This window comes from Sphingomonas sp. T1, from assembly GCF_902506585.1.
Taxonomy (GTDB): domain Bacteria; phylum Pseudomonadota; class Alphaproteobacteria; order Sphingomonadales; family Sphingomonadaceae; genus Sphingomonas; species Sphingomonas aerolata.
Map to the genome: position 1 here is coordinate 329,796 of NZ_LR733875.1, position 19,548 is coordinate 349,343.

The window sequence follows — 19,548 nt, forward strand, 5'->3', positions numbered from 1 at the left end:
TATCCTCCCGCGCCAGGACAGGGTGTGGCGCGCTTCGGGCTGCCAGTCAAAGGGGGGTACATGGCGTTTTCCGATGATATCGGACGCTTTCGCAAGGGCAATCCGTCGCCGCTCTATCTTCAGTTGCAGGATCTGATCCGCAACGCGATCGGCGAGAAGCTGCTCGTCCAGGGCAATGCGATCCCCGCCGAACGCGATCTGGCGATCGAATATGACGTCTCGCGCATCACCGTGCGCAAGGCGATCGGCGGGCTCGTCGAGGAAGGGCTGCTGACCCGACGCCGGGGTGCGGGCACGTTCGTCGCCGGTCGCGTCGAAAAGAGCTTCTCGAAACTGTCGTCGTTCAGCGAGGACATGGCGGCACGCGGCCGGACATCGAGCAGCACCTGGATCTCGCGATCCGCGGGCCAGGTGAACCCCGAAGAGGCGATGGCGCTCGGCCTGTCGCCGGGTGCGCCGGTGTTCCGCTTCAACCGCATCCGCTATGCCGACGAGGAGGCGATGGCGCTCGAATTCTCGACCATCGCCGGCTATTGCCTGACCTCGGTCGATGGCGTGACGGACTCGCTCTATGCCGCGCTCGAAGCGGCGGGGAGCCGGCCGGTGCGTGCGCTGCAGCGGCTGCGTGCGGTGCCGTTCGGCGGCGAGCATGCGCGGATGCTGGGGGTCGATGCCGGTCATGCCGGGCTGCTGATCGAACGCCGTGGCTTCCTGCGCGACGGACGTGCGGCCGAATTCACGCGCTCCTATTACCGCGGCGATGCCTATGACTTCGTCGCCGAACTCGCCGACATCTGATCCGTTACACCGAAAGACTGCCATGAACCGACGCCAGCTCCTCATCGGCACGGCGGGCGCCGGTGTCGGCGTCGTCGTCCGCCCGACCGACGCCTTTGCCGCTGCCGGGGCTGGCGCAGGTCGGCAGGCAGGCGAGGCCGGCGCATTGCCGATGCCCGCGCCGTCGCGGACGCTGCCGCCTGCAATGCATGTTCAGGACCCGTCCTGCACCCGGATCGAACGCGGTTGGGTGTTTCATGAAGGCGATGTCGCGACGCCCGCGCCCGAGGGGCATAATGCGACCTATCTGAGCGTGAAGGCGGGCAATGCGCTTGGCGCCGCGGCCATGGCGTTTGACGATTCGGACTGGGCGCCGGTCCGGTTGCCGCATGACTGGGCGTCCGCGCAGCCGTTCGAGCGCGATGCGAATATCTCGCAGGGCTATCGCCGGCGCGGCATCGGCTGGTACCGGCGGACGTTGCGGCTGGACGCGGACGATCGTGGGAAGACGATCGCGCTGCGGTTCGACGGGATCGCGAGCAACGCGACGATCTGGGTCAATGGCAGCGTCGTCGCGCACAACTGGTCCGCCTATAACAGCGTCGAGATCGACCTGACCCCGTTCGCCCGGTTCGGCGACGATCTGAACATGATCGTCGTGCGGGTCGACGCCACCGCGATGGAAGGCTGGTGGTATGAAGGCGCCGGCCTGTACCGCCATGTCTGGCTGGTCCGACGCGCGCCGGTCGCGATCGTCACCGACGGCGTGCACTGCGATCCGCGACGCGACCCGGCGGGGGGTTGGCACGTGCCGGTCGCGGTGACGATCGGCAGCATAGGCCGCGCTGCGGTCGGCGTGACGATCGAGACGATCCTGCTCGACCCGGACGGCAAGCCGGTTGCGACGGCACGCGCGGTGGCGAGCGTCGCGCCGCTCGATCCGGTGGTGACGACGCTGACGATGCCGGTGACGGCGCCCCGCTTGTGGTCGATCGAGACCCCGACGCTTTACACCGTCGTCACGCGCGTGATGCGAGACGGCAGCGTCATTGACGAACGGCGGACACGCGTGGGGTTCCGGACGATCCGCTTCGATGCGGACCGGGGCTTCTTCCTGAACGCTAAGCCCGTGAAACTGAAGGGCGTGTGCCTGCATCAGGATCATGCGGGCGTCGGCACCGCGATCCCCGACGCGCTGGTCCGCTGGCGGCTCGAACGGCTGAAGGCGATGGGGTGCAATGCGATCCGCTGTTCGCACAATGCCCCGGCGGCCGAACTGCTCGACCTGTGCGACGAGATGGGGTTCGTCGTGATGGACGAGAACCGCCAGTTCAATCCCGCGCCCGACTATATGGCGCAACTCGAATGGATGGTGCGGCGCGATCGCAACCATCCGAGCGTGATCCTGTGGTCGGTGTTCAACGAAGAGCCGATGCAGGGGACGGAGGCCGGCGTCGAGATGCTCCGGCGGATGGTCCATGCGACGCACGCGCTCGACGACAGCCGCCCGGTGACCGCGGCGATGAACGGCGCCTTTTTCGATCCCGTCAACGTCTCGAGCGAAATCGATGTGACGGGGTTCAACTATTATCAGGGCGATTATGATCGCTTCCACCAGCTCAACCCGACCAAGCCGATCACGAGCTCGGAGGATACGAGCGCCTATGAGACGCGTGGGGCCTTTGCCAGCGATCCGGCGCGGCATGTCCAGTCGTCCTATGACGTCGAGGCGGCGAGCTGGGGGGATACGCATCGCGGCACCTGGAAGAAGATCGCCGAGCGGCCGTTCGTCGCGGGCGGCTTCGTGTGGACGGGGTTCGATTATCACGGCGAGCCGACCCCGCATGAATGGCCGACGATCTCGAGCTTCTTCGGGATCCTCGACCTGTGCGGTTTTCCCAAGACCGCGTTCGACATCCACCGCGCGCACTGGGTCGATACCGCGCCAATGGTGAGCATCACCCCGCACTGGACCTGGCCAGGGCGGGAAGGCCAGCCGGTCACGCTGCTGGTGATGAGCAATGCCGAGCGCGTCGAGGTCCGGCTGAACGGCCGGGTCGTCGGTGAGGCGGCGGTCGACCGGATCATGGGGAATGAATTCGTCGTGCCCTATGCCCCCGGGCGGATCGAGGTGATCGCGCGGCGCGGCGGTTCGCAGGTGGCACGCGCGGCGCACGAAACCGCCGGTTCGCCGGTCGCGCTGCGGCTGACGCCGGCGCGGACGGTGATGGCGGGTGATGGCGAGGATGCGCAGCCGGTGACGATCGATGCGGTCGATGCGGCAGGACGCCACGTGCCGACCGCCAACCTGCCGACGCGGTTCGCGGTCGAGGGGGCGGCGATCATCGGGATCGGCAATGGCGATCCGAACAGCCATGAGAGCGAGAAGGGCAGTGCCCGGTCGCTGTTCAACGGCCTTGCGCAGGTCATCGTCCAGGCGGGCGAGGGGCGGGGGCGGATCGTGATGACCGCGACCGCACCGGGCCTCAAGCCGGCGCAGCTGACGATCGATCGCGCGGGTCTCGCACCGCCTGCGCAGGTCGCCGTGACGCTAGCTGCGATGGCGATCCGCGAGTGGCGGCGTTCGCCGGCGATGGCGACGCGACCCGATCCGGCGCTGGCACCGGTCGATGGCGACAATAACAGCTGGGCGTTCGTACGCAGCGGGACGCGAGTCGACCCGGATCGTGCGGGCCGCTGGCGCATCTATCGCACAACGGTCACGCCGTGGCGGCGGGTTGCGCAGGAGGGGGGCGCGATCCGTTTTGCGGCGATCGCCGGGCGTGCGGAGCTATGGGTCGATGGCATGCGGATCGCGGTCAAGGACGCCGCATCGGTCGGACCGTTCGAGGCGGCGGTGCCGCCGGGCGGCGGCGTGCGGACGATCGCGGTGCTGGTCGAGGCGGCGGCCGGCGTCGCGTCCGGGCTCGTCGGCGGCGTGACGCTGGAACCGCGCGCACAATAACAAGGGCGGTGCCGTGCCGCCCGTCCCTCGGCCGATGCCGAAGGGACGGGCGGAATAGACGTCAGGCGGGCGTGTGGATCAACGTCGCGAGCGTCGCGTCGGTCCCGAGCAGGTGCAACTGACCGGCGGCGGGGCGTGCGGTGGCGCGGAGCCCGAGATGTGCGAGACGCGGTTCGTCGATCGCCGCAGCGTCGGCCAGTTCGATCCGCACCCGACCGGGGTGGCGGCTCGCGGTGACGATATTATCCTCGCCTCCGAGTGCTGCAAAGGCCGCGTCCGACAGCCGCACCGCGGTGGTGTCTGGCACGGGTGCGGCGGTCGCAGCGGGCGCAGCGCTGGCGACAACTGCAGGACCGCCCAGGGCGAGCGCGTCGCGGATCTCGACCGCGACCACATCCGCGATCGGGCCGAGCACGACCTGCAGCGCGGCGTTCGATGGGCGCAGGATTCCGCGCGCGCCGAGCGCCTTGAGAGCCGCGTCGTCGACCGCGGATTGATCGACGACGATCAGACGCAGCCGCGTGGTGCAGGCGCTGACCGTGGTCAGGTTCGCGCCGCCGCCAAGCGCCTGTGCGAATGCCGCGCCACGACCGCCTGCTACCGGTGCGGCAGCCGCAACGCTGGCCTCTGCTTCCCGGCCCGGGGTGGCGAGGTCGAACTTGCGGATGAAGAAACGGAACAGCCCGTAATACAGCGCGAAATAGACCGCACCGACGGGGAGCAGCAGCAACGGCCGCGTCGCCTTGCCATAGTTGAGGACATAATCGAGCAGTCCCGCCGAGAAGCCGAAGCCGAGCTTCACGCCCAGCGCGTTCATCAACGCCATCGACAGCCCGGTCAGCACCGCATGGACCGCATAGAGAAGCGGTGCGAGGAACATGAAGCTGAACTCGATCGGCTCGGTCACGCCGGTCAGCGCGGAGGTCAGCGCGAGGCTGAACAACATGCCGCCGACGGCCTTGCGACGCTCAGGAAGCGCGGCGTGGTACATGGCGAGACAGGCGGCGGGGAGGCCGAACATCATGACCGGGAAGAACCCCGCCATGAACGCGCCGGCATCGGGATCGCCCGCGAAGAAACGCCGCAGATCGCCGGTCGTGCCGTGATAGTCGCCCGCGACGAACCAGACGATGTTGTTGACCAGATGATGCAGCCCGGTGACGAGCAACAGCCGGTTGAACAGGCCGAACAGGAACAGGCCGATCGCACCGCTGCCGCTGACCGCCAGGCTGAGCTGATCGACGCCCGCGTTCAGGATACCGAAGCCCGCGCCGAAGATGACCGCGAAAACCAGCCCGGCAACCCCACTGACGATCGGAACGAACCGACGCCCGCCGAAAAAGGCGAGATATTCCGGCAATTTGATTGCCGAGTACCGGTTGTAGAGCAGCCCGCCGGCAAGCCCAGACAGGATCCCGATCGGCACGTCGAGCCGCGCGATCGCCTTGGCCTTCCAGGCGGCGGCGACAATCTCGAGCGTCGGGGTCGCTATCCCCGCGACGACGTCGGCGGGGACGGCGAGGAACACCTTGCCCGCTTCGGTCGCGACGAGGAAGCACACGACACCCGCCAGACAGGCCGCCCCGTTGCCGTCGCGGGCGAAGCCGGTCGCGACGCCGATCGCGAACAACAGACCCAGATGCGAGAAGATCGCGTCCCCGGCCGCGCTCAGGAACGCGATGTCGAGCAGATCGGGCTGGCCGAGCCGCAGCAACAGGCCGGCGATCGGCAGCACCGCGATCGGCAGCATGAGCGCACGGCCGAGCGGCTGCAGGGCTTCGAGTATCGACTTCATGCGGCAAACTCCCGGGCGAGCGTTCGGACTTGGGCGGCGGAGGTGCAGGCGAGGCACGCGGTCGCGTGCGCGCGGCACGCCTCCATGCCGAGCGTGGCGACCAGCGCCTTGATCTCCGGAATGATCGCCGGTGCGCAGGAGAGTTCTGTGACGCCGAGGCCGATCAGGATCGGCACGGCAAGCGGTTCGGAGGCCAGCCCCCCGCAGACGCCGGTCCAGCGTCCATGGACCGCGCCACCCTTGCAGGTCTGCGCGATGAGGCGGAGGACGGCGGGGTGAAGCCCGTCGATACCCGGCGCGACCGCCGGATTTCCGCGGTCCATCGCCAGCGTATATTGGGTCAGATCATTGGTGCCGACCGACAGGAAGTCGGCTTCGCTGGCGATCAGGTCCGCGGTCACCGCCGCGGCGGGGGTCTCGATCATGACGCCGACCGGGACGCGATCGGGCAGGTCGAGCTCGGCGGCGATCCGGTCGACAGCCGCGCGGACCGCGCGCAGCTCGTCGAGGCTGGCGATCATCGGCACCATGATCCGGCACTGACCGGTGGGACGGACCGACAGGATCGCGCGAACCTGATCCTCGAGCATCTGCGGATAGGCGAGCCCGACGCGGATGCCGCGCAGGCCCAGCGCGGGATTCTCCTCGGCATCCATCGGCAGATAGGGCGCGGGCTTGTCGCCGCCGATATCGAGCAGCCGGACGATCAACGGGCGACCGTCGAGCGCGTCGGCGATCGCCTGATAGTCGGCGGTCTGTTCGGCGACGCTTGGTGAGGATTCGCGTTCGAGGAACAGGAATTCGGTGCGGAGGAGGCCGGAGCCCTCCGCCCCGTTGTCGCGCGCGAGACGGGCATCGCCGATCGATCCGAGATTGGCAAAGGCCTCGATCCGCGTCCCGTCGGCCATGCGGCAGAGCTCGCCAGCGCGCGCGAGCATGTCGGCGCGGCGCATCTCGGCCTGGGCGAGGCGGACCTGCGCGGCGACGAGCGTGTCCGCGTCGGGATCGACACGCATGAGCCCTTCGCTCGCCTCGAGGATGACGGGCGTGCCGTCCGCCAGCGGAGCAAGCGCGGGGCCGACCGCGACCAGGGCGGGCAGGCCGATCGTCGCGGCGAGGATGGCGACATGCGACGTCGGCCCACCGCGCGCGACGCACAGGCCGATGACCGTCGCGCGGTCGAGCGCCAGGATGTCCGATGGCAGCAGGTCGTCGGCGAGCAGGATCGTCTCAGGCGGAAAGACCGGGACGGTCGTCTCGACGCCTTCGAGTACCGCCAGCAGCTGGCGTTCGAGGTCGAGCATATCGTCCGCGCGCTCGGCAAGCCGTGCATCGGCACCGGCGCGCAATGCGTCGGCAAGCGGCCGGATCGTGGCGCGCCAGGCGTGGCCCGCGCTTTTGCCCGCGGCGATCTGCGCCTGCGTCCCGTCGCGGAGCACGGGATCGTCGAGCATCGCCGCATGCGCCTCGACGATCGCCTTCTGCGCGCCCGTGCTATGGCGGGTCTGCTCGGCGAGCCGCGCGGCGAGCGTCGTGATCGCGCTCGCGAACCGCTCATTCTCGACGGCAATGCCTTGGCCCTGTTCGGGGACCGCGATCTCGGCATGGCGGAACCAGCGCGCCTTGCCGACCGCGAGGCCTGGTGCAGCGGTCACGCCGAGCAGCGCGCCGTCGATCGCCGCGCGCGCCGGGCTGGCTGCTGCCGGGGCCGGGGCGGGTGCGGGAGTGGTCTCGTCCATGCCGCTGAGGATCAGCGCCGCGATCGCGTCGAGCGCGTCGGCGGCGTCGGGGCCCCGCGCACCGAGCGTGATCGGGTCGTTGTACCGCACCCCGAGCGCGAGCAGCCCGATCGGGCTGAGAATGCTGGACGTGTTCGCATCGCGCGTGACCGTGACGTCCGCGGTATAGCGTTTCGCGAGCGCCCCGAGCCGCGCGGCGGGGCGCGCGTGAATCCCGTGCGCAAGCGGCACGGTGATCGTCCGCGTCAGGATTTCGCCCGAGGCCGCGCCACCTGCGACTGCGTCGGGCCGGATGTCGGCTACCGGTTCGATCGTCATCAGCGGGTCGCCGAGCGCGACCTCCCGGTCGGTCGTGCACTGCGTGATGGCGAACCGGTCGGGGTTGACGATGATGATCGGCGTGACGACGGCACGCGCCTCGCGTACGAGCAGGTCGAGATCGAAGCGGATCAGCGGCGCGCCCGTGACGACCCTGTCGCCGACCGCAACGCAGGGCGAGAAGCCCCGGCCGCCGAGTGCGACGGTATCGAGCCCGATATGGATCAGGATCTCCGCGCCCTCCGCCGTGCGCAGCGTGATCGCATGGCCGCTGTCGAGCAGCGTCAGCACGGTCGCGTCACAGGGCGCGTAGAGCCCGTCGCCGGTCGGATCGATCGCGACGCCGTCCCCCAGCATGCGGTCGGCGAAGACCGCGTCGGGGACCTGATCGATGGGCAGCGCCCAACCCTGCATCGGCGCGCTCAGGAGGATGGGAGCCATGGGATCGTCCTTGGTGCCGTAAGGGGGGTAAAGCGGGGCGTGGTTAGGCGGACGGAACGCCGCCGAACCAGGTGCCCAGGGGGTGGAGATCGTGCGTCAGCCGCACCCAGTCGGCGCGCTGCCCGGGGGCAAGCGCCCCGCGCGTGTCCGACAGGCCGAGAAACGCGGCCGGATAGGTCGACGCCATCGCTGCGGCAATCTCGGGCGCGAGGTCGAGCCTTGCGACCGCATTGCGGACCGCACCGGTCATGTCGAGGTCCGACCCTGCCAGCGTCCCGTCCGCGCCGACGCAGCGGCCATCCTCGACATGGATCGGCCGCCCCTGGATCGTGAAGGACTTGTCCGCCGCGCCGACACAGGGCATCGCGTCGGAGACGAGCATGAACCGGTCATGCGGGCGGCTGCGCAATGCGATCCGCAACGCGGCGTCATCGACGTGAAAGCCGTCGACGATGATCCCGCAATAGACCGACTGGTCGTCGAGCGCTGCACCGACCACGCCGGGTGCGCGGTGGATCAGCGGCGACATCGCGTTGAACAGATGGGTGACGCCGGTGATGCCCGCAGCGATGCCCGCGGCGGCGGTGGCGTAGCTCGCATCGCTGTGACCGATGCTGACCAGCACCCCGGCGGCGGTGAGCGCGGCGACCTGATCGGCGGTGACGCGTTCGGGCGCGAGCGTCAGCATGACGCGGCCGCGGCGGGGACGCGTCATCAATTCCATCAGATCGTCGTCGAGATCCTGGAAGCGCGACGCATCATGGATGCCCTTGCGGGCCGCACTGATGACCGGGCCCTCGACATGAATGCCGACCACGCCCGGCACGCCGGCATCGATCGCGGCGTCGACCGCATCGAGCGCGCGCGCGATCACGTCGGGCGTGTCGCTGATCAGCGTGACCATGAAGGCAGTCGTGCCGTAGCGGGCATGCGCCGCACCGATGGCGGCGATCCCCTCGACCGTGGTGGCATCGTTGAACAGCACGCCGCCGCCGCCATTGACCTGCGTGTCGACGAAGCCGGGCATGATCCAGCCCCCGTCGAGGTCGATCGTCTCCGCGGCTGTGCCCGTAGCGGGCGATGCGTCGAGGCTGACGATCCGGCCGTCTTCGACGACCATTGTCGCGTCGGTGAGGACAGCGGCCGGCGTGACGATATGGCCGTTAGAAAACCGGAAAGTCGTCATAGCGTGCGCGTGACCTTGGCAAGATGCGAGGGCGCGTCGGGATCGAACCCGCGCGCCACGGAAAGGGCGTTGACGAGCTTGTAGAAGCTCTGAATCATCAGGACCGGCTCGATCGCCGGATGCGCGGTAAACGCGGGCAGCGTCGCGTCGCCGGCCTGCGCGTCGCGTGCGGCATCGGCCAGCAGGACGCAGGCGCCGCGCCCCGCAAATTCGGCCGCGGCATCGCGCACGCCGTCGCCGGCCGCGTCGGAGGTCGCCAGCGCGAGCAGGGGAAAACCGTCCTCGACGAGCTGCATCGGGCCGTGGCGCACCTCGGCCGAGCTGAAGCTTTCGGCATGAAGCGCGCAGGTTTCCTTCATCTTCAGCGCCGCCTCGTTGGCGATGCCGAAGCCCGGGCCGCGCGCGATGACGAAGAGGTTGGTAGCAGTGCGCAACGGCGCGATCGCGCTGGACCAGTCGAGCGCCCAGGCGCGCTCCAGGTCGGCGGGAAGCGCCGCCACCGCGTCGCGCAACGCATCGTCGTCGGCCCATTCCGCGGTGAGTGCCGCCAGTGCCGCGAGCGCGCAGATATAGGATTTGGTCGCAGCGACCGAGCGCTCGGGGCCAGCCTTGAGCGCGATCAGCGTGTCGGCGGCGGCGGCGAGCGGCGAGGTCTCGTCATTGACCAGCGCGACGACATGCGCGCCGCCTGCCTTCATCGAGGCGACCGTCGCGAGCAGATCGGGGCTGCGGCCGCTTTGCGAGATGGCGATGCACAGGGTCGTCTGCGCGGAAAGCTCTGCGTCGTACAACGACACGACCGAGGGGGCGGCGGCCGCGACCGGGATACCGGTCTTCGTCCAGATCAGGTATTTGCCGTAAACCGCGGCATGATCGGACGATCCGCGCGCGCAGGTCACGACCACCGCGGGCGGTGCGGACCGCAGCTTTGCGCCGAGTGTCGTGAAGGCTTCAGCATTGGCCGCGAGCAGCCGGGCAACCGCGGCACCCGATTCCGCCGCTTCGCTGAACATCAGCGTGGCTTCCGGGTCGCGTGCCGCCAAGGGGGCGGGGGGGGCGTTGGTCATGACAGCTCGCTCTCAGGATCTTGCACGGTGACCGTATGGCGGCCTTCGTCGTTGGATTGTGCCAAGCGTAAGTTATAGATTGGTCTTATTCAAGCGTGTGTTTCTGCGTAAGCATATGCGACAGCTGGCGGATGCGGTCCGTACTGGTCGCGGTGCGGTTCGGCGCGGCGAAACCGAATCGCACGTCCACCGGGTCGGCCCCGCCGGCGATCGGCTGACGGCACGACGCGTGGACTTCGGTGATGCCGGTGCGCAGCAGCGCAGGCAGTGATTGCGGGGACACGCCGCTGCCCGCGAGGATGATGATGCGACCGGCGGCTTGGCGATGCAGGTCGGCCACTGCCTCGACCCCGTCGATTGCCTTGGGCGTCCCACCCGAAGTGAGGACCCGGTCGAAGCCGAGTTCGATTGCGGTGTCGAGCGCGGCGCCAAGATCGGAACACACGTCGAAGGCGCGGTGCAGCGTCAGCGAAAGCGGTCTGCCGCGCTCGCTGCCGAGCGTCCGCGCGTGCGCGATCAGCTTGGCCAGAGTTGCCGCGTCGAGCCGGTGGTCGGCCAGGGTTGCGCCGATCACGATGCCCGCAAGCCCGGCGTGCGCAGCGGTGACGATATCGTCGGCGATCAGCGCGATTTCGCGCGGGGTGTAGGCGAAACCGCCCTCACGCGGGCGTACGAGCAAGTGCGCGGGGAGGGGCGCCTGCGCCGCCGCGCGGATCAGCGACGCAGGCGGCGTCAAGCCACCGACCGCGAGTGCGGCGCACAGCTCGATCCGGTCGGCGCCGCCCTCCACCGCGGCATCGATGCCGTCGAGATCCTCGACACAGACTTCGAGCGTCATGGCGTCGCGCATCATGCGGTCAGCTCGCGAACAACGCGCGCGCTTTCAGCACCGTGGTGCTGCCGCGCGCGTCGGTGACGGCGTAGGTAAAGCCCGGCAACAGGCAGAAGGCCCCGACCGCGCCCTTCGTATCGAGCGCGAGGAAGCCGACCTGCACGCCGCGTATCGCGTCGCCGCGCAGCCGCGCGATATGGCGGACCACCTCTTCGCAGGCTTGTTGCGGTGACGCGCCCGCGCGCATCGATGCGACGACGCGCGCCGACCCTGCGACACGCGTGACCTCCTCGCCCAACCCGGTCGAGGTCGCGCCGCCGACGCCGGCCTCGACATAGAGCCCCGATCCGACCTGCGGCGAATCACCGACCCGGCCGCGCATCTTGAACGCCATGCCCGATGTGGTGCAGGCGCCCGCCATCCGCCCCGTCGGATCGCGCATCAGAAGGCCGATCGTGTCATGGTCGAGCGCGCCACCGGGCGTCCGCGTGATGCGGTTCTCGCTATTGGCTTCGGGGCGATAATCCGCGGTCTTCAGCCAGTCTCGCCACGCCTTTTCCGCCTCGGGCGTCAGCAACGACTCTTGCTTAAAGCCCTGGTCACGCGCGAACCGCGTCGCGCCTTCGCCGACGAGCATGGTATGCGGTGTCCGCTCCATCACACGCCGCGCGACGGAGATCGCGTGCATCGTGTTCTCGAGCGCTGCGACTGCGCCGACGCCGCCCGCATCATCCATGATGACCGCATCGAGCGTGACATGGCCGTCGCGGTCGGGATAGCCAGAATAGCCGACGCTGTGATTGTCCGGATCGGCTTCGGGGACCATCGCGCCGGCCTCGACCGAATCGATCAGCGATCCGCCGGCGCTCCTGCGGGCAAAAGCCGCGGCATTGGCTGCAGCACCGAAATCCCAGGTCGACACGATCAGCGCGGGCGCTGCGCCGCTGGTTGCGGCGCGCGCGCGGGCGATCGGCGCAACAAAGGGCAGGGCCGCTCCAATACCACCAAACGCGGTCAGCAACGATCGTCTCGTCTTCATCAGCAGCCCCCTGTTGTCACCCTGGCGCCCAGTCGTATCGCAAGTCACGGCGGTCGACCAGTCGTATGGCCATTTTACAACATCCGGTCCGAAACGTTACACAGTGGTCTTACTAAGGTATTGACTGAGACCCGATTATGACCAAAACCTTACGAAGGAGACGGGGGCAGGCGACAACGCTGGTCCAAACAAGGGTTTTTAGTATGAACGTGCGTAATTCGGCGTCTTATATGGCGCTTGCGGGGGCACTGATGGTGTCCGCGACCCCTGCGATTGGACAGGTCACGCCGGCACAGGCCGAGGCTACCACGCCCGCGGAGGCCAAGGTCGAGGCGGATGCGGCGACCGCGACCAGCGCCGTCGACGCGCCGCCTGCCGAAGACCGCGCTGGCGGAGGCGACATCGTCGTTACCGGATCGCGCATCCAGCGTCCGAACATGACATCCGCCGCACCGATCACCTCGGTCACCTCGCAGGACATCCGCGCCCAGGCTGCGGTCAATGTCGAGGACGTGCTCAACCGTCTGCCGCAGGTCGCGCCCGACAGCCAGCAGACCTATAATGATTCGGACGGCCGGCAGCGGATCAAGCTGCGCAGCCTCGGGTTCGAGCGGACGCTTGTCCTCATCGACGGCAAGCGCCTCGGCACGCAGAACGGGCAGGACGTGGGCATCATCCCGCCGTCGCTGCTCGAGCGCGTCGACGTCCTGACCGGTGGCGCGTCGTCGGTCTACGGGTCCGATGCCGTCGCCGGCGTCGTCAACTTCGTCCTGAAGAAGGATTTCGAAGGCATCCAGCTCGACGGAAACTATAATTTCTACAACCACAACAACAAGGACACGGTCGTCTCGTCGCTGGCACGCGCAGCCGGCTTCAACAGCCCGCGCGGCCTCACCAACGATGGCGGCCGTGCCGACGTCACGCTGACCGCGGGCAAGAAGTTCTTCGACGGTGCGCTGCGGATCAACGGCTTCGTCAACTACAAGCATACCGACGAGGTCCTGCTGTCCGAGCGGTCGAACTCGGGCTGCTACCTCACGCAGACGAGCCTCAACGCGCCGATCTCGTGCGGCCTGACGCCGAGCAGCTCGACCAGCGGCCTGATTTCGCCACTGGACAGCAAGGGCGTCGCGACGGGGCAGTATGTCAACAACCCCAATGGCACGCGCACCTTCGTGCCGTTCGGCACCGGTGCGGGCAATGCGTCGAACTATTTCAGCAACTACGCCTATCAGCGCCCGTCCGAGCGCGTGAACGCGGGTGGCTTCGTCAGCCTCGATGTCGCGCCGGACGCCGAAGTCTATGCATCGGGCATCTGGTTCCGCGACAAGTCGTACAACAACTACCCGGCGATCGCGGGCGGCAACGTCCAGGTGAACTGCAACAATCCGTTCCTGTCGGCTTCACAGGCCAGCACGATCTGCGGTGCGGCAGCGGGTACCGCGGCGTTTGCGCCGATCGACATCCGCTATCGCCTCGGCGAGGGCAACGACCAGCCGGACAGTTATCTGAACACCGGTCTGCGCCTGACCGGCGGTCTGCGCGGCAAGGCCGGCGATGCATGGACCTATGACATTGGCGGCGTCTATGCGCGCAACAAGCAGGACTACACGCCGAGCTTCGTCAACGCGGCCAATCTGCGGAATTCGCTGAACGTGGGCGGGACGCTCGCGGCACCGACCTGCGCAGGGACCACCGACGCCGCCTGCGTGCCGTTCGATGCGTTCAGCGCGGGCAACACCAATCCGGCGCTGATCGACTATCTCTACGACCGCGGCACGTCGACCACGATCGGTACGCTGTATGACGTGCAGGCGAACATCACCGGCGATCTCGGCAAGTACGGTGTCACCTCGCCGTTCGCCGAGCAGGGCGTCGCAATCGCGCTCGGCACGGAATATCGCAAGGATACGCTGAAATCGACCGCCGACAGCGTCTACCGCGCCGGGCTTGGTGGCAATGACACCTATCTCAAGCAGGACGTCTGGGAGGCCAATATCGAGGTCCAGGCGCCGCTGATCGAGCACAAGCCGTTCGCGGAACTGCTGCAGGCCAATGGTGGCTATCGCGTTTCGAAGTACAGCAGCAATTCGAGCAGCTTCAACACGTGGAAGATCGAGGGCATCTACGCCCCGGTCAGCGACCTGACGTTCCGCGCCTCGTTCAACAAGGCGCAACGCGCGCCGACCGTGACCGAGATCCGGCAGGCTACCAATGTCGATTTCGCCCGTGGCGGATCGGGCACGTTCAACGATTTCTGCGCACCGACCGTGACGACCAACGCCGCTGGCGGCGTGACCTATGGCACGCCCGTCGCCTCGCGCGAGGTCTGCCGCGCGACCGGCCTGTCCGACGCGCTGTACGGCAGCCCGACGCTGATCTGTCCGGGGGATGCATCGACGGGAGCGACCGGATGTACGGTTCGCTCGGGCGGTTTCGAAGCCGATCCCGAAACGGCCTATACCCAGACCTATGGCCTGATCGTGAAGCCGCGCTTCGTTCCCGGGCTGGTCTTCTCGGTCGATCGCTACAAGATCAAGATCGACGACTCGCTCGGCTATAACGACTTCAGCTATTACACCGATGGCTGTCAGCGTTCGAACGGCGACGCGTTCTTCTGTCAGGGCATCGTCCGCAATCCCGGCACTGGCACGCTCTACTCGAACGCGGCCAGCAACCCGACGACCGGCTTCATCCGCCAGGGCACGACCAACTTCTACAAGTCGATCGCCCGCGGCTATGACTTCCAAGCGCAGTACACGCTCGATCTTGCCAGCGTCGGCAAGATCGACTGGAACTTCAACGGCTCGCTGACGACTTTTGCTGGTGGTCAGGACTCGCCGGTCCAGCCGACCCGCAACTGCGCAGGCTATTACGGCAATGGCTGCGGTCAGCTGATCCCGAAATGGTCGCACGGCCTGCGCGCGACCTATACGACGGTCGACAAGGGGTTCAGCGCGTCGTTCAACTGGCGCTATGTCGGTTCGCTGACGAATGCGGACAATTCGGGTGATCCGGCGATCGGCGGCACGCCCGAGCGTGAGCGGACCAGCTATTTCCGCGTCTCGCCGAAAAGCTATTTCGATCTCGCGCTCAACTTCGCGATCGATAAGGCGTTCTCGCTGCGCCTGATCGCGAACAACCTGCTCGACAAGAGCGCGCCGATCGTCCCCGATTCCTACAATGTCGCGCTGGCACGGACCAACACCATCCCGCAGCGCTACGACTCGCTTGGTCGCAACCTGGCGGTTGGTGCTACCGTCCGGTTCTGATCCCGTACCCCCCCACCTCAAGGCCCGCCGGAAACGGTGGGCCTTTTTTTATGCGCGCGTTCGGCGATGGAGAGGCGGGTTCGTGCTTGCGGGCGTGGATCGCATGGTCTAGCGAAACCGCCGCTGCCCGGGGCTTGAAGCCTGCAGGGTGGCCGTGCGGGTGTGGTGGAATTGGTAGACGCGCTGGACTCAAAATCCTGTTCCGAAAGGAGTGCCGGTTCGACCCCGGCCACCCGCACCACCTTTACTGTTTAAGAGCCCGGGCGACCGAAACCAGTCGGCCCGGCTCCACGGCTACGAAGCCGGAAAAATCTGAACATCGTCGAAGCGAAGCCCCGCACGAGCGCCACGCTCGGGCAAGGGACCGCTCGTGTCGATCTCGACGGCGATGTCGTCGACACGCGCCTCGACGCGCCACGTACCACCCCGCTTGTGCACGGCGCCGACGACGATTGGCAGTGCACCGGGAGTGTCATCCCCCAATAGCGCCTCGTGCGGGCGGAAATGCAGTTCGGCCGGGCCGTTGGCGAGCGCCTTCGGAGAAACGTCGAGCGCCTGCCCTCGATGCAGGACGCGGCCATCGGCGACCGTCACCGGGATGCGGTTGGTCTCGCCGACGAATTCGGAGACGAACGGCGTGGCAGGCATGTCATAGACTTCGCGCGGGGTCCCGATCTGTTCGATGACACCGCGGTTCATGATGACGACGCGGTCGGCAAGCTCGAGCGCCTCCTCCTGATCATGCGTGACGAACACCGAGGTCAGGCCGAGCCGGTCGTGCAGTTCGCGCAGCCACCGGCGCAGGTCCTTGCGGACCTTGGCATCGAGCGCGCCAAAGGGTTCGTCGAGCAGCAGCAGGCGGGGCTCGACCGCGAGCGCCCGCGCCAGCGCGACACGCTGGCGCTGACCGCCCGAGAGCTGTGCAGGATAGCGATGGCCCAGATCGGGCAGCTGGATCAGGTCGAGCAGCTCGGCGACGCGCGCACGGATGTCTGCCTTGGCCGGACGATCGCGGCGGGCACGCACGGTCAGGCCGAACGCGATGTTGTCGGCGACCGTCATGTGACGGAACAGCGCGTAGTTCTGGAACACGAAGCCGATCTGGCGTTCGGCCGCAGGCGTCCCGGTCATGTCGGCACCGTCGAACAGGACATGGCCGCTATCGGGGAAGTCGAGCCCCGCGATCATGCGGAGCAGCGTCGTCTTGCCCGAGCCGGACGGCCCCAGCAGCGCGAGGAACTCGCCGGGACGCGCTTCCAGGCTGACGTCGTTCAGCGCGGCGAACTGGCCGAACCGCTTCGATACGGCGTCGATGACGATACTCAATGCGCACTCCTTGCCTGATGATAGCCGAACCGCCATTCGAGCAGGCTCTTCAACACGAGCGTGACGAGCGCGAGCGATGCGAGCAGCGATGCCACCGCAAACGCACCGACGAAGTCATATTCGTTGTACAGGATCTCGACGTGGAGCGGCATGGTGTTGGTCAGGCCGCGGATATGGCCCGACACCACCGACACCGCGCCGAATTCGCCCATCGCACGCGCGTTGCAGAGCAGCACGCCGTAAAGCAGGCCCCAGCGGATATTGGGCAGGGTGACATGCCAGAAGGTCTGCCACCCCGACGCGCCGAGCGACACTGCGGCCTCTTCGTCGTCGCGACCCTGCTCGGCCATCAGCGGGATGATCTCGCGCGCGACGAACGGAAAGGTGACGAACACGGTGGCGAGCACGATGCCCGGCACCGCGAAGATGACCTTCCAGTTGTGCGCGATCAGCCACGGCCCGAACCAGCCCTGAGCGCCGAACATCAGCACGAAGATCAGGCCGGCGACGACGGGCGACACCGAGAAGGGCAGGTCGATGAGCGAGATCAGCAGGCTTTTCCCACGGAAGTCGAACTTGGTGATCGCCCAGGACGCGACGACGCCGAACACGCAGTTGAGCGGCACCGAAATCGCCGCGACCAGCAGGGTCAGCCGGATCGCCGCACGCGCGTCGGGCTGGCCGATTGCGTCGACGAACATCGGCCAGCCCTTGGCAAAGGCCTGAACGAACACGACGACGAGCGGCAGCGCGAGGAAAAGCGCGAGGAAGATGAGACCGACGCCGATCAGGATACGCCGGGCGACGGGGCTTTCGCTGGACGCGGCGCGGGTCATTTCGCGCTCCGCTTCGCACGCCACGCCTGGAGCAGATTGACCAGCAGCAGCATCGAGAAGGAGGCGACCAGCATGACGCACGCGATCGCGGTCGCGCCGGGATAGTCGAACTGTTCGAGCTGGGTGACGATCAGCAACGGGGCGATCTCCGACTTGTACGGCATGTTGCCCGCGATGAAGATGACCGAGCCATATTCGCCGACGCCGCGCGCAAAGGCGAGCGCGAAGCCGGTCAGGAGCGCGGGTGCAATGGCGGGCAGGATGACCCGGCTGAACGTCTGCCACCGGGTTGCCCCGAGCGTCGCTGCTGCTTCCTCGACATCGGCGCCGAGATCGGCGAGGACGGGCTGGACCGAGCGCACGATGAACGGCAGGCCGATGAAGATGAGCGCGACGACGACGCCGAGCGGGGTGTAGGCGACGCGGATGCCGAGCGGTGCCAGCAGCGACCCGATCCAGCCGTTTTCGGCATAGAGCGACACCAGCGCGATGCCCGCGACCGCGGTCGGCAGCGCGAAGGGCAGGTCGACCGCGGCGTCGACGAATTTCTTGCCCGGAAATTCGTAGCGCGCGAGGATCCAGGCGATCAGCAGGCCGAACACCGCGTTGACCGACGCGGCGAGCAGCGCGGTACCGAAGCTGAGCTTGTAGGCCGACAGCGCGCGCGCCGAGAGCCCGACTGCGACGAACCCGTCCCAGCCAAGCCCCGCCGCGCGCAGGAAGATCGTCGACAGCGGGATGAGCACGATCAGGCAGAGCCAGACGATTGTCAGCCCCATCGTCAGCCCGAACCCGGGAATGACCGACCGTCGCGCGCGGCGAACGCGGTCGGGCCTGGCGCCGAGGCGCGCGACGTCAGCCATTGGTGGGGATCCGGACGATCGCATTCCCGATCAGCGCTTCGGACCCGAATAGATCCGGTCGAACACGCCGCCGTCTGCAAAGAAGCGGGCCTGCGCGACCTTCCACCCGCCGAAATCGCGGATGGTGCGCATCTCGATCTTCGGGAACAGCGTCGCATAGCGCGCCAGCACCGCAGGATCGCGGGGGCGATAATAGTTCTTGGCGACGATGTCTTGGCCCTCGGGCGTGTAGAGGAACCGGAGATAGGCCTCAGCGACCTTCTCGGTACCGTGCGCCTTGGCATTGGCGTCGACGACCGCGACCGATGGCTCGGCGAGCACCGAGATCGACGGCACGACGATGTCGAACTTGCCGCTGCCGAGTTCCTTTTCGGACAGGAACGCCTCGTTCTCCCAGGCGATCAGCACGTCGCCGAGCCCGCGCTCGACGAAGGTCGTGGTGGCGCCGCGTGCGCCCGAATCGAGGACCGGGACATGGCCGTAGAGCTGCGAGACATAGTCCTGCGCGGCGGCGTCGGATCCGCCTCCAGCCTTCTTCCCATAGGCCCAGGCCGCGAGGAAGTTCCAGCGTGCGCCGCCGCTGGTCTTGGGGTTGGGCGTGATCACCTGGACGCCGGGTTTGACCAGATCGCTCCAGTCGCGAATCTGCTTGGGATTGCCCTTGCGGACCAGGAACACGATCGTCGACGTATAGGGCGCGCTGTTGCCGGGCAGCCGCGTTTCCCAATTGGCCGGCAGCAGCTTCGCACGCTCGGCGATCGCATCGACGTCATAGGCGAGCGCCAGCGTGACGACGTCGGCGCCCAGGCCGTCGATCACCGCGCGCGACTGCTTGCCCGATCCGCCATGGCTCATGTTGAACCGCACCGTCTGGCCGGTGTCCTGCTTCCACTTGGCGGCGAACGCGGTGTTCACGGCTTTGTAGAGTTCGCGGGTCGGATCGTAGCTGACGTTGAGCAACTCGACCGATCCGTCCTTGCTTGTGCTCGAGGGCGACGAGCAGCCCGCGACGATCGCAGCAAGCGCCAGGCCGATATGCGTGCGGTTCAGTCTCATCCAGTCCCTCCGGTTCGCGTAATCCCTATCGCGTCG

Annotated in this window: 13 protein-coding genes and 1 tRNA gene; 4 read left to right on the plus strand and 10 right to left on the minus strand. The window is 67.6% G+C overall.

The window, feature by feature from the left end; all coding sequences use genetic code 11:
- Nucleotides 1–60: 60 nt before the first annotated feature.
- Nucleotides 61–798, plus strand: coding sequence for a GntR family transcriptional regulator (locus GV027_RS01435; protein WP_031396151.1), 738 nt, complete (start codon nucleotides 61–63; stop codon nucleotides 796–798).
- A gap of 22 nt (nucleotides 799–820) precedes the next feature.
- Nucleotides 821–3,742 carry a beta-galactosidase GalA gene (gene galA, locus GV027_RS01440; RefSeq protein WP_159510723.1) on the plus strand — a complete coding sequence of 974 codons (2,922 nt, stop codon included), beginning with the start codon at nucleotides 821–823 and terminating at the stop codon, nucleotides 3,740–3,742.
- Between the two features lie 61 nt (nucleotides 3,743–3,803).
- Here the strand turns inward: galA and nagE are convergent, their stop codons facing one another.
- The 6 genes from nagE to GV027_RS01470 form a co-directional block, all read right to left on the minus strand.
- Nucleotides 3,804–5,537 (minus strand): N-acetylglucosamine-specific PTS transporter subunit IIBC, encoded by a 1,734-nt coding sequence (gene nagE, locus GV027_RS01445; RefSeq protein ID WP_159510724.1) that lies wholly within the window; start codon nucleotides 5,535–5,537, stop codon nucleotides 3,804–3,806.
- Nucleotides 5,534–8,035, minus strand: a complete 2,502-nt coding sequence (ptsP, locus tag GV027_RS01450; RefSeq protein WP_159510725.1) for a phosphoenolpyruvate--protein phosphotransferase — start codon at nucleotides 8,033–8,035, stop codon at nucleotides 5,534–5,536. Before ptsP ends, nagE begins: the two co-directional genes overlap by 4 nt.
- A gap of 43 nt (nucleotides 8,036–8,078) precedes the next feature.
- Nucleotides 8,079–9,221 carry an N-acetylglucosamine-6-phosphate deacetylase gene (gene nagA, locus GV027_RS01455; protein ID WP_159510726.1) on the minus strand — a complete coding sequence of 381 codons (1,143 nt, stop codon included), beginning with the start codon at nucleotides 9,219–9,221 and terminating at the stop codon, nucleotides 8,079–8,081.
- A complete protein-coding gene (locus GV027_RS01460) occupies nucleotides 9,218–10,288 on the minus strand; it encodes an SIS domain-containing protein (RefSeq protein WP_159510727.1) in 1,071 nt (356 codons plus the stop codon). The genes nagA and GV027_RS01460 overlap by 4 nt, the downstream gene beginning before the upstream one ends.
- Before the next feature lie 85 nt (nucleotides 10,289–10,373).
- Nucleotides 10,374–11,138, minus strand: a complete 765-nt coding sequence (locus tag GV027_RS01465; RefSeq protein WP_236558995.1) for a copper homeostasis protein CutC — start codon at nucleotides 11,136–11,138, stop codon at nucleotides 10,374–10,376.
- Between the two features lie 7 nt (nucleotides 11,139–11,145).
- Nucleotides 11,146–12,159 (minus strand): N(4)-(beta-N-acetylglucosaminyl)-L-asparaginase, encoded by a 1,014-nt coding sequence (locus GV027_RS01470; protein ID WP_159510729.1) that lies wholly within the window; start codon nucleotides 12,157–12,159, stop codon nucleotides 11,146–11,148.
- A 203-nt stretch (nucleotides 12,160–12,362) separates the two neighbouring features.
- Between GV027_RS01470 and GV027_RS01475 the strand changes: the two genes are divergently transcribed.
- Nucleotides 12,363–15,431: a TonB-dependent receptor domain-containing protein gene (locus tag GV027_RS01475; protein WP_031439245.1), complete on the plus strand. Its 3,069-nt coding sequence runs from the start codon at nucleotides 12,363–12,365 to the stop codon at nucleotides 15,429–15,431.
- Nucleotides 15,432–15,587: 156 nt separating this feature from the next.
- Nucleotides 15,588–15,672, plus strand: a tRNA-Leu gene (locus GV027_RS01480).
- Nucleotides 15,673–15,725: 53 nt separating this feature from the next.
- Here GV027_RS01480 and GV027_RS01485 read toward each other — a convergent pair.
- The 4 genes from GV027_RS01485 to GV027_RS01500 are packed head-to-tail and all read right to left on the minus strand — an operon-like array spanning nucleotide 15,726 to nucleotide 19,512.
- Complete coding sequence (locus GV027_RS01485; RefSeq protein ID WP_236558996.1) at nucleotides 15,726–16,757, minus strand: sulfate/molybdate ABC transporter ATP-binding protein; 1,032 nt, start codon at nucleotides 16,755–16,757, stop codon at nucleotides 15,726–15,728.
- On the minus strand, nucleotides 16,754–17,593 hold the full coding sequence (gene cysW, locus GV027_RS01490) for a sulfate ABC transporter permease subunit CysW (RefSeq protein ID WP_159510731.1): 840 nt from the start codon (nucleotides 17,591–17,593) through the stop codon (nucleotides 16,754–16,756). The genes GV027_RS01485 and cysW overlap by 4 nt, the downstream gene beginning before the upstream one ends.
- Nucleotides 17,590–18,456 carry a sulfate ABC transporter permease subunit CysT gene (cysT, locus tag GV027_RS01495; protein ID WP_159510732.1) on the minus strand — a complete coding sequence of 289 codons (867 nt, stop codon included), beginning with the start codon at nucleotides 18,454–18,456 and terminating at the stop codon, nucleotides 17,590–17,592. Before cysT ends, cysW begins: the two co-directional genes overlap by 4 nt.
- A 30-nt stretch (nucleotides 18,457–18,486) precedes the next feature.
- Nucleotides 18,487–19,512 (minus strand): sulfate ABC transporter substrate-binding protein, encoded by a 1,026-nt coding sequence (locus GV027_RS01500; protein ID WP_159510733.1) that lies wholly within the window; start codon nucleotides 19,510–19,512, stop codon nucleotides 18,487–18,489.
- Nucleotides 19,513–19,548 lie beyond the last annotated feature (36 nt).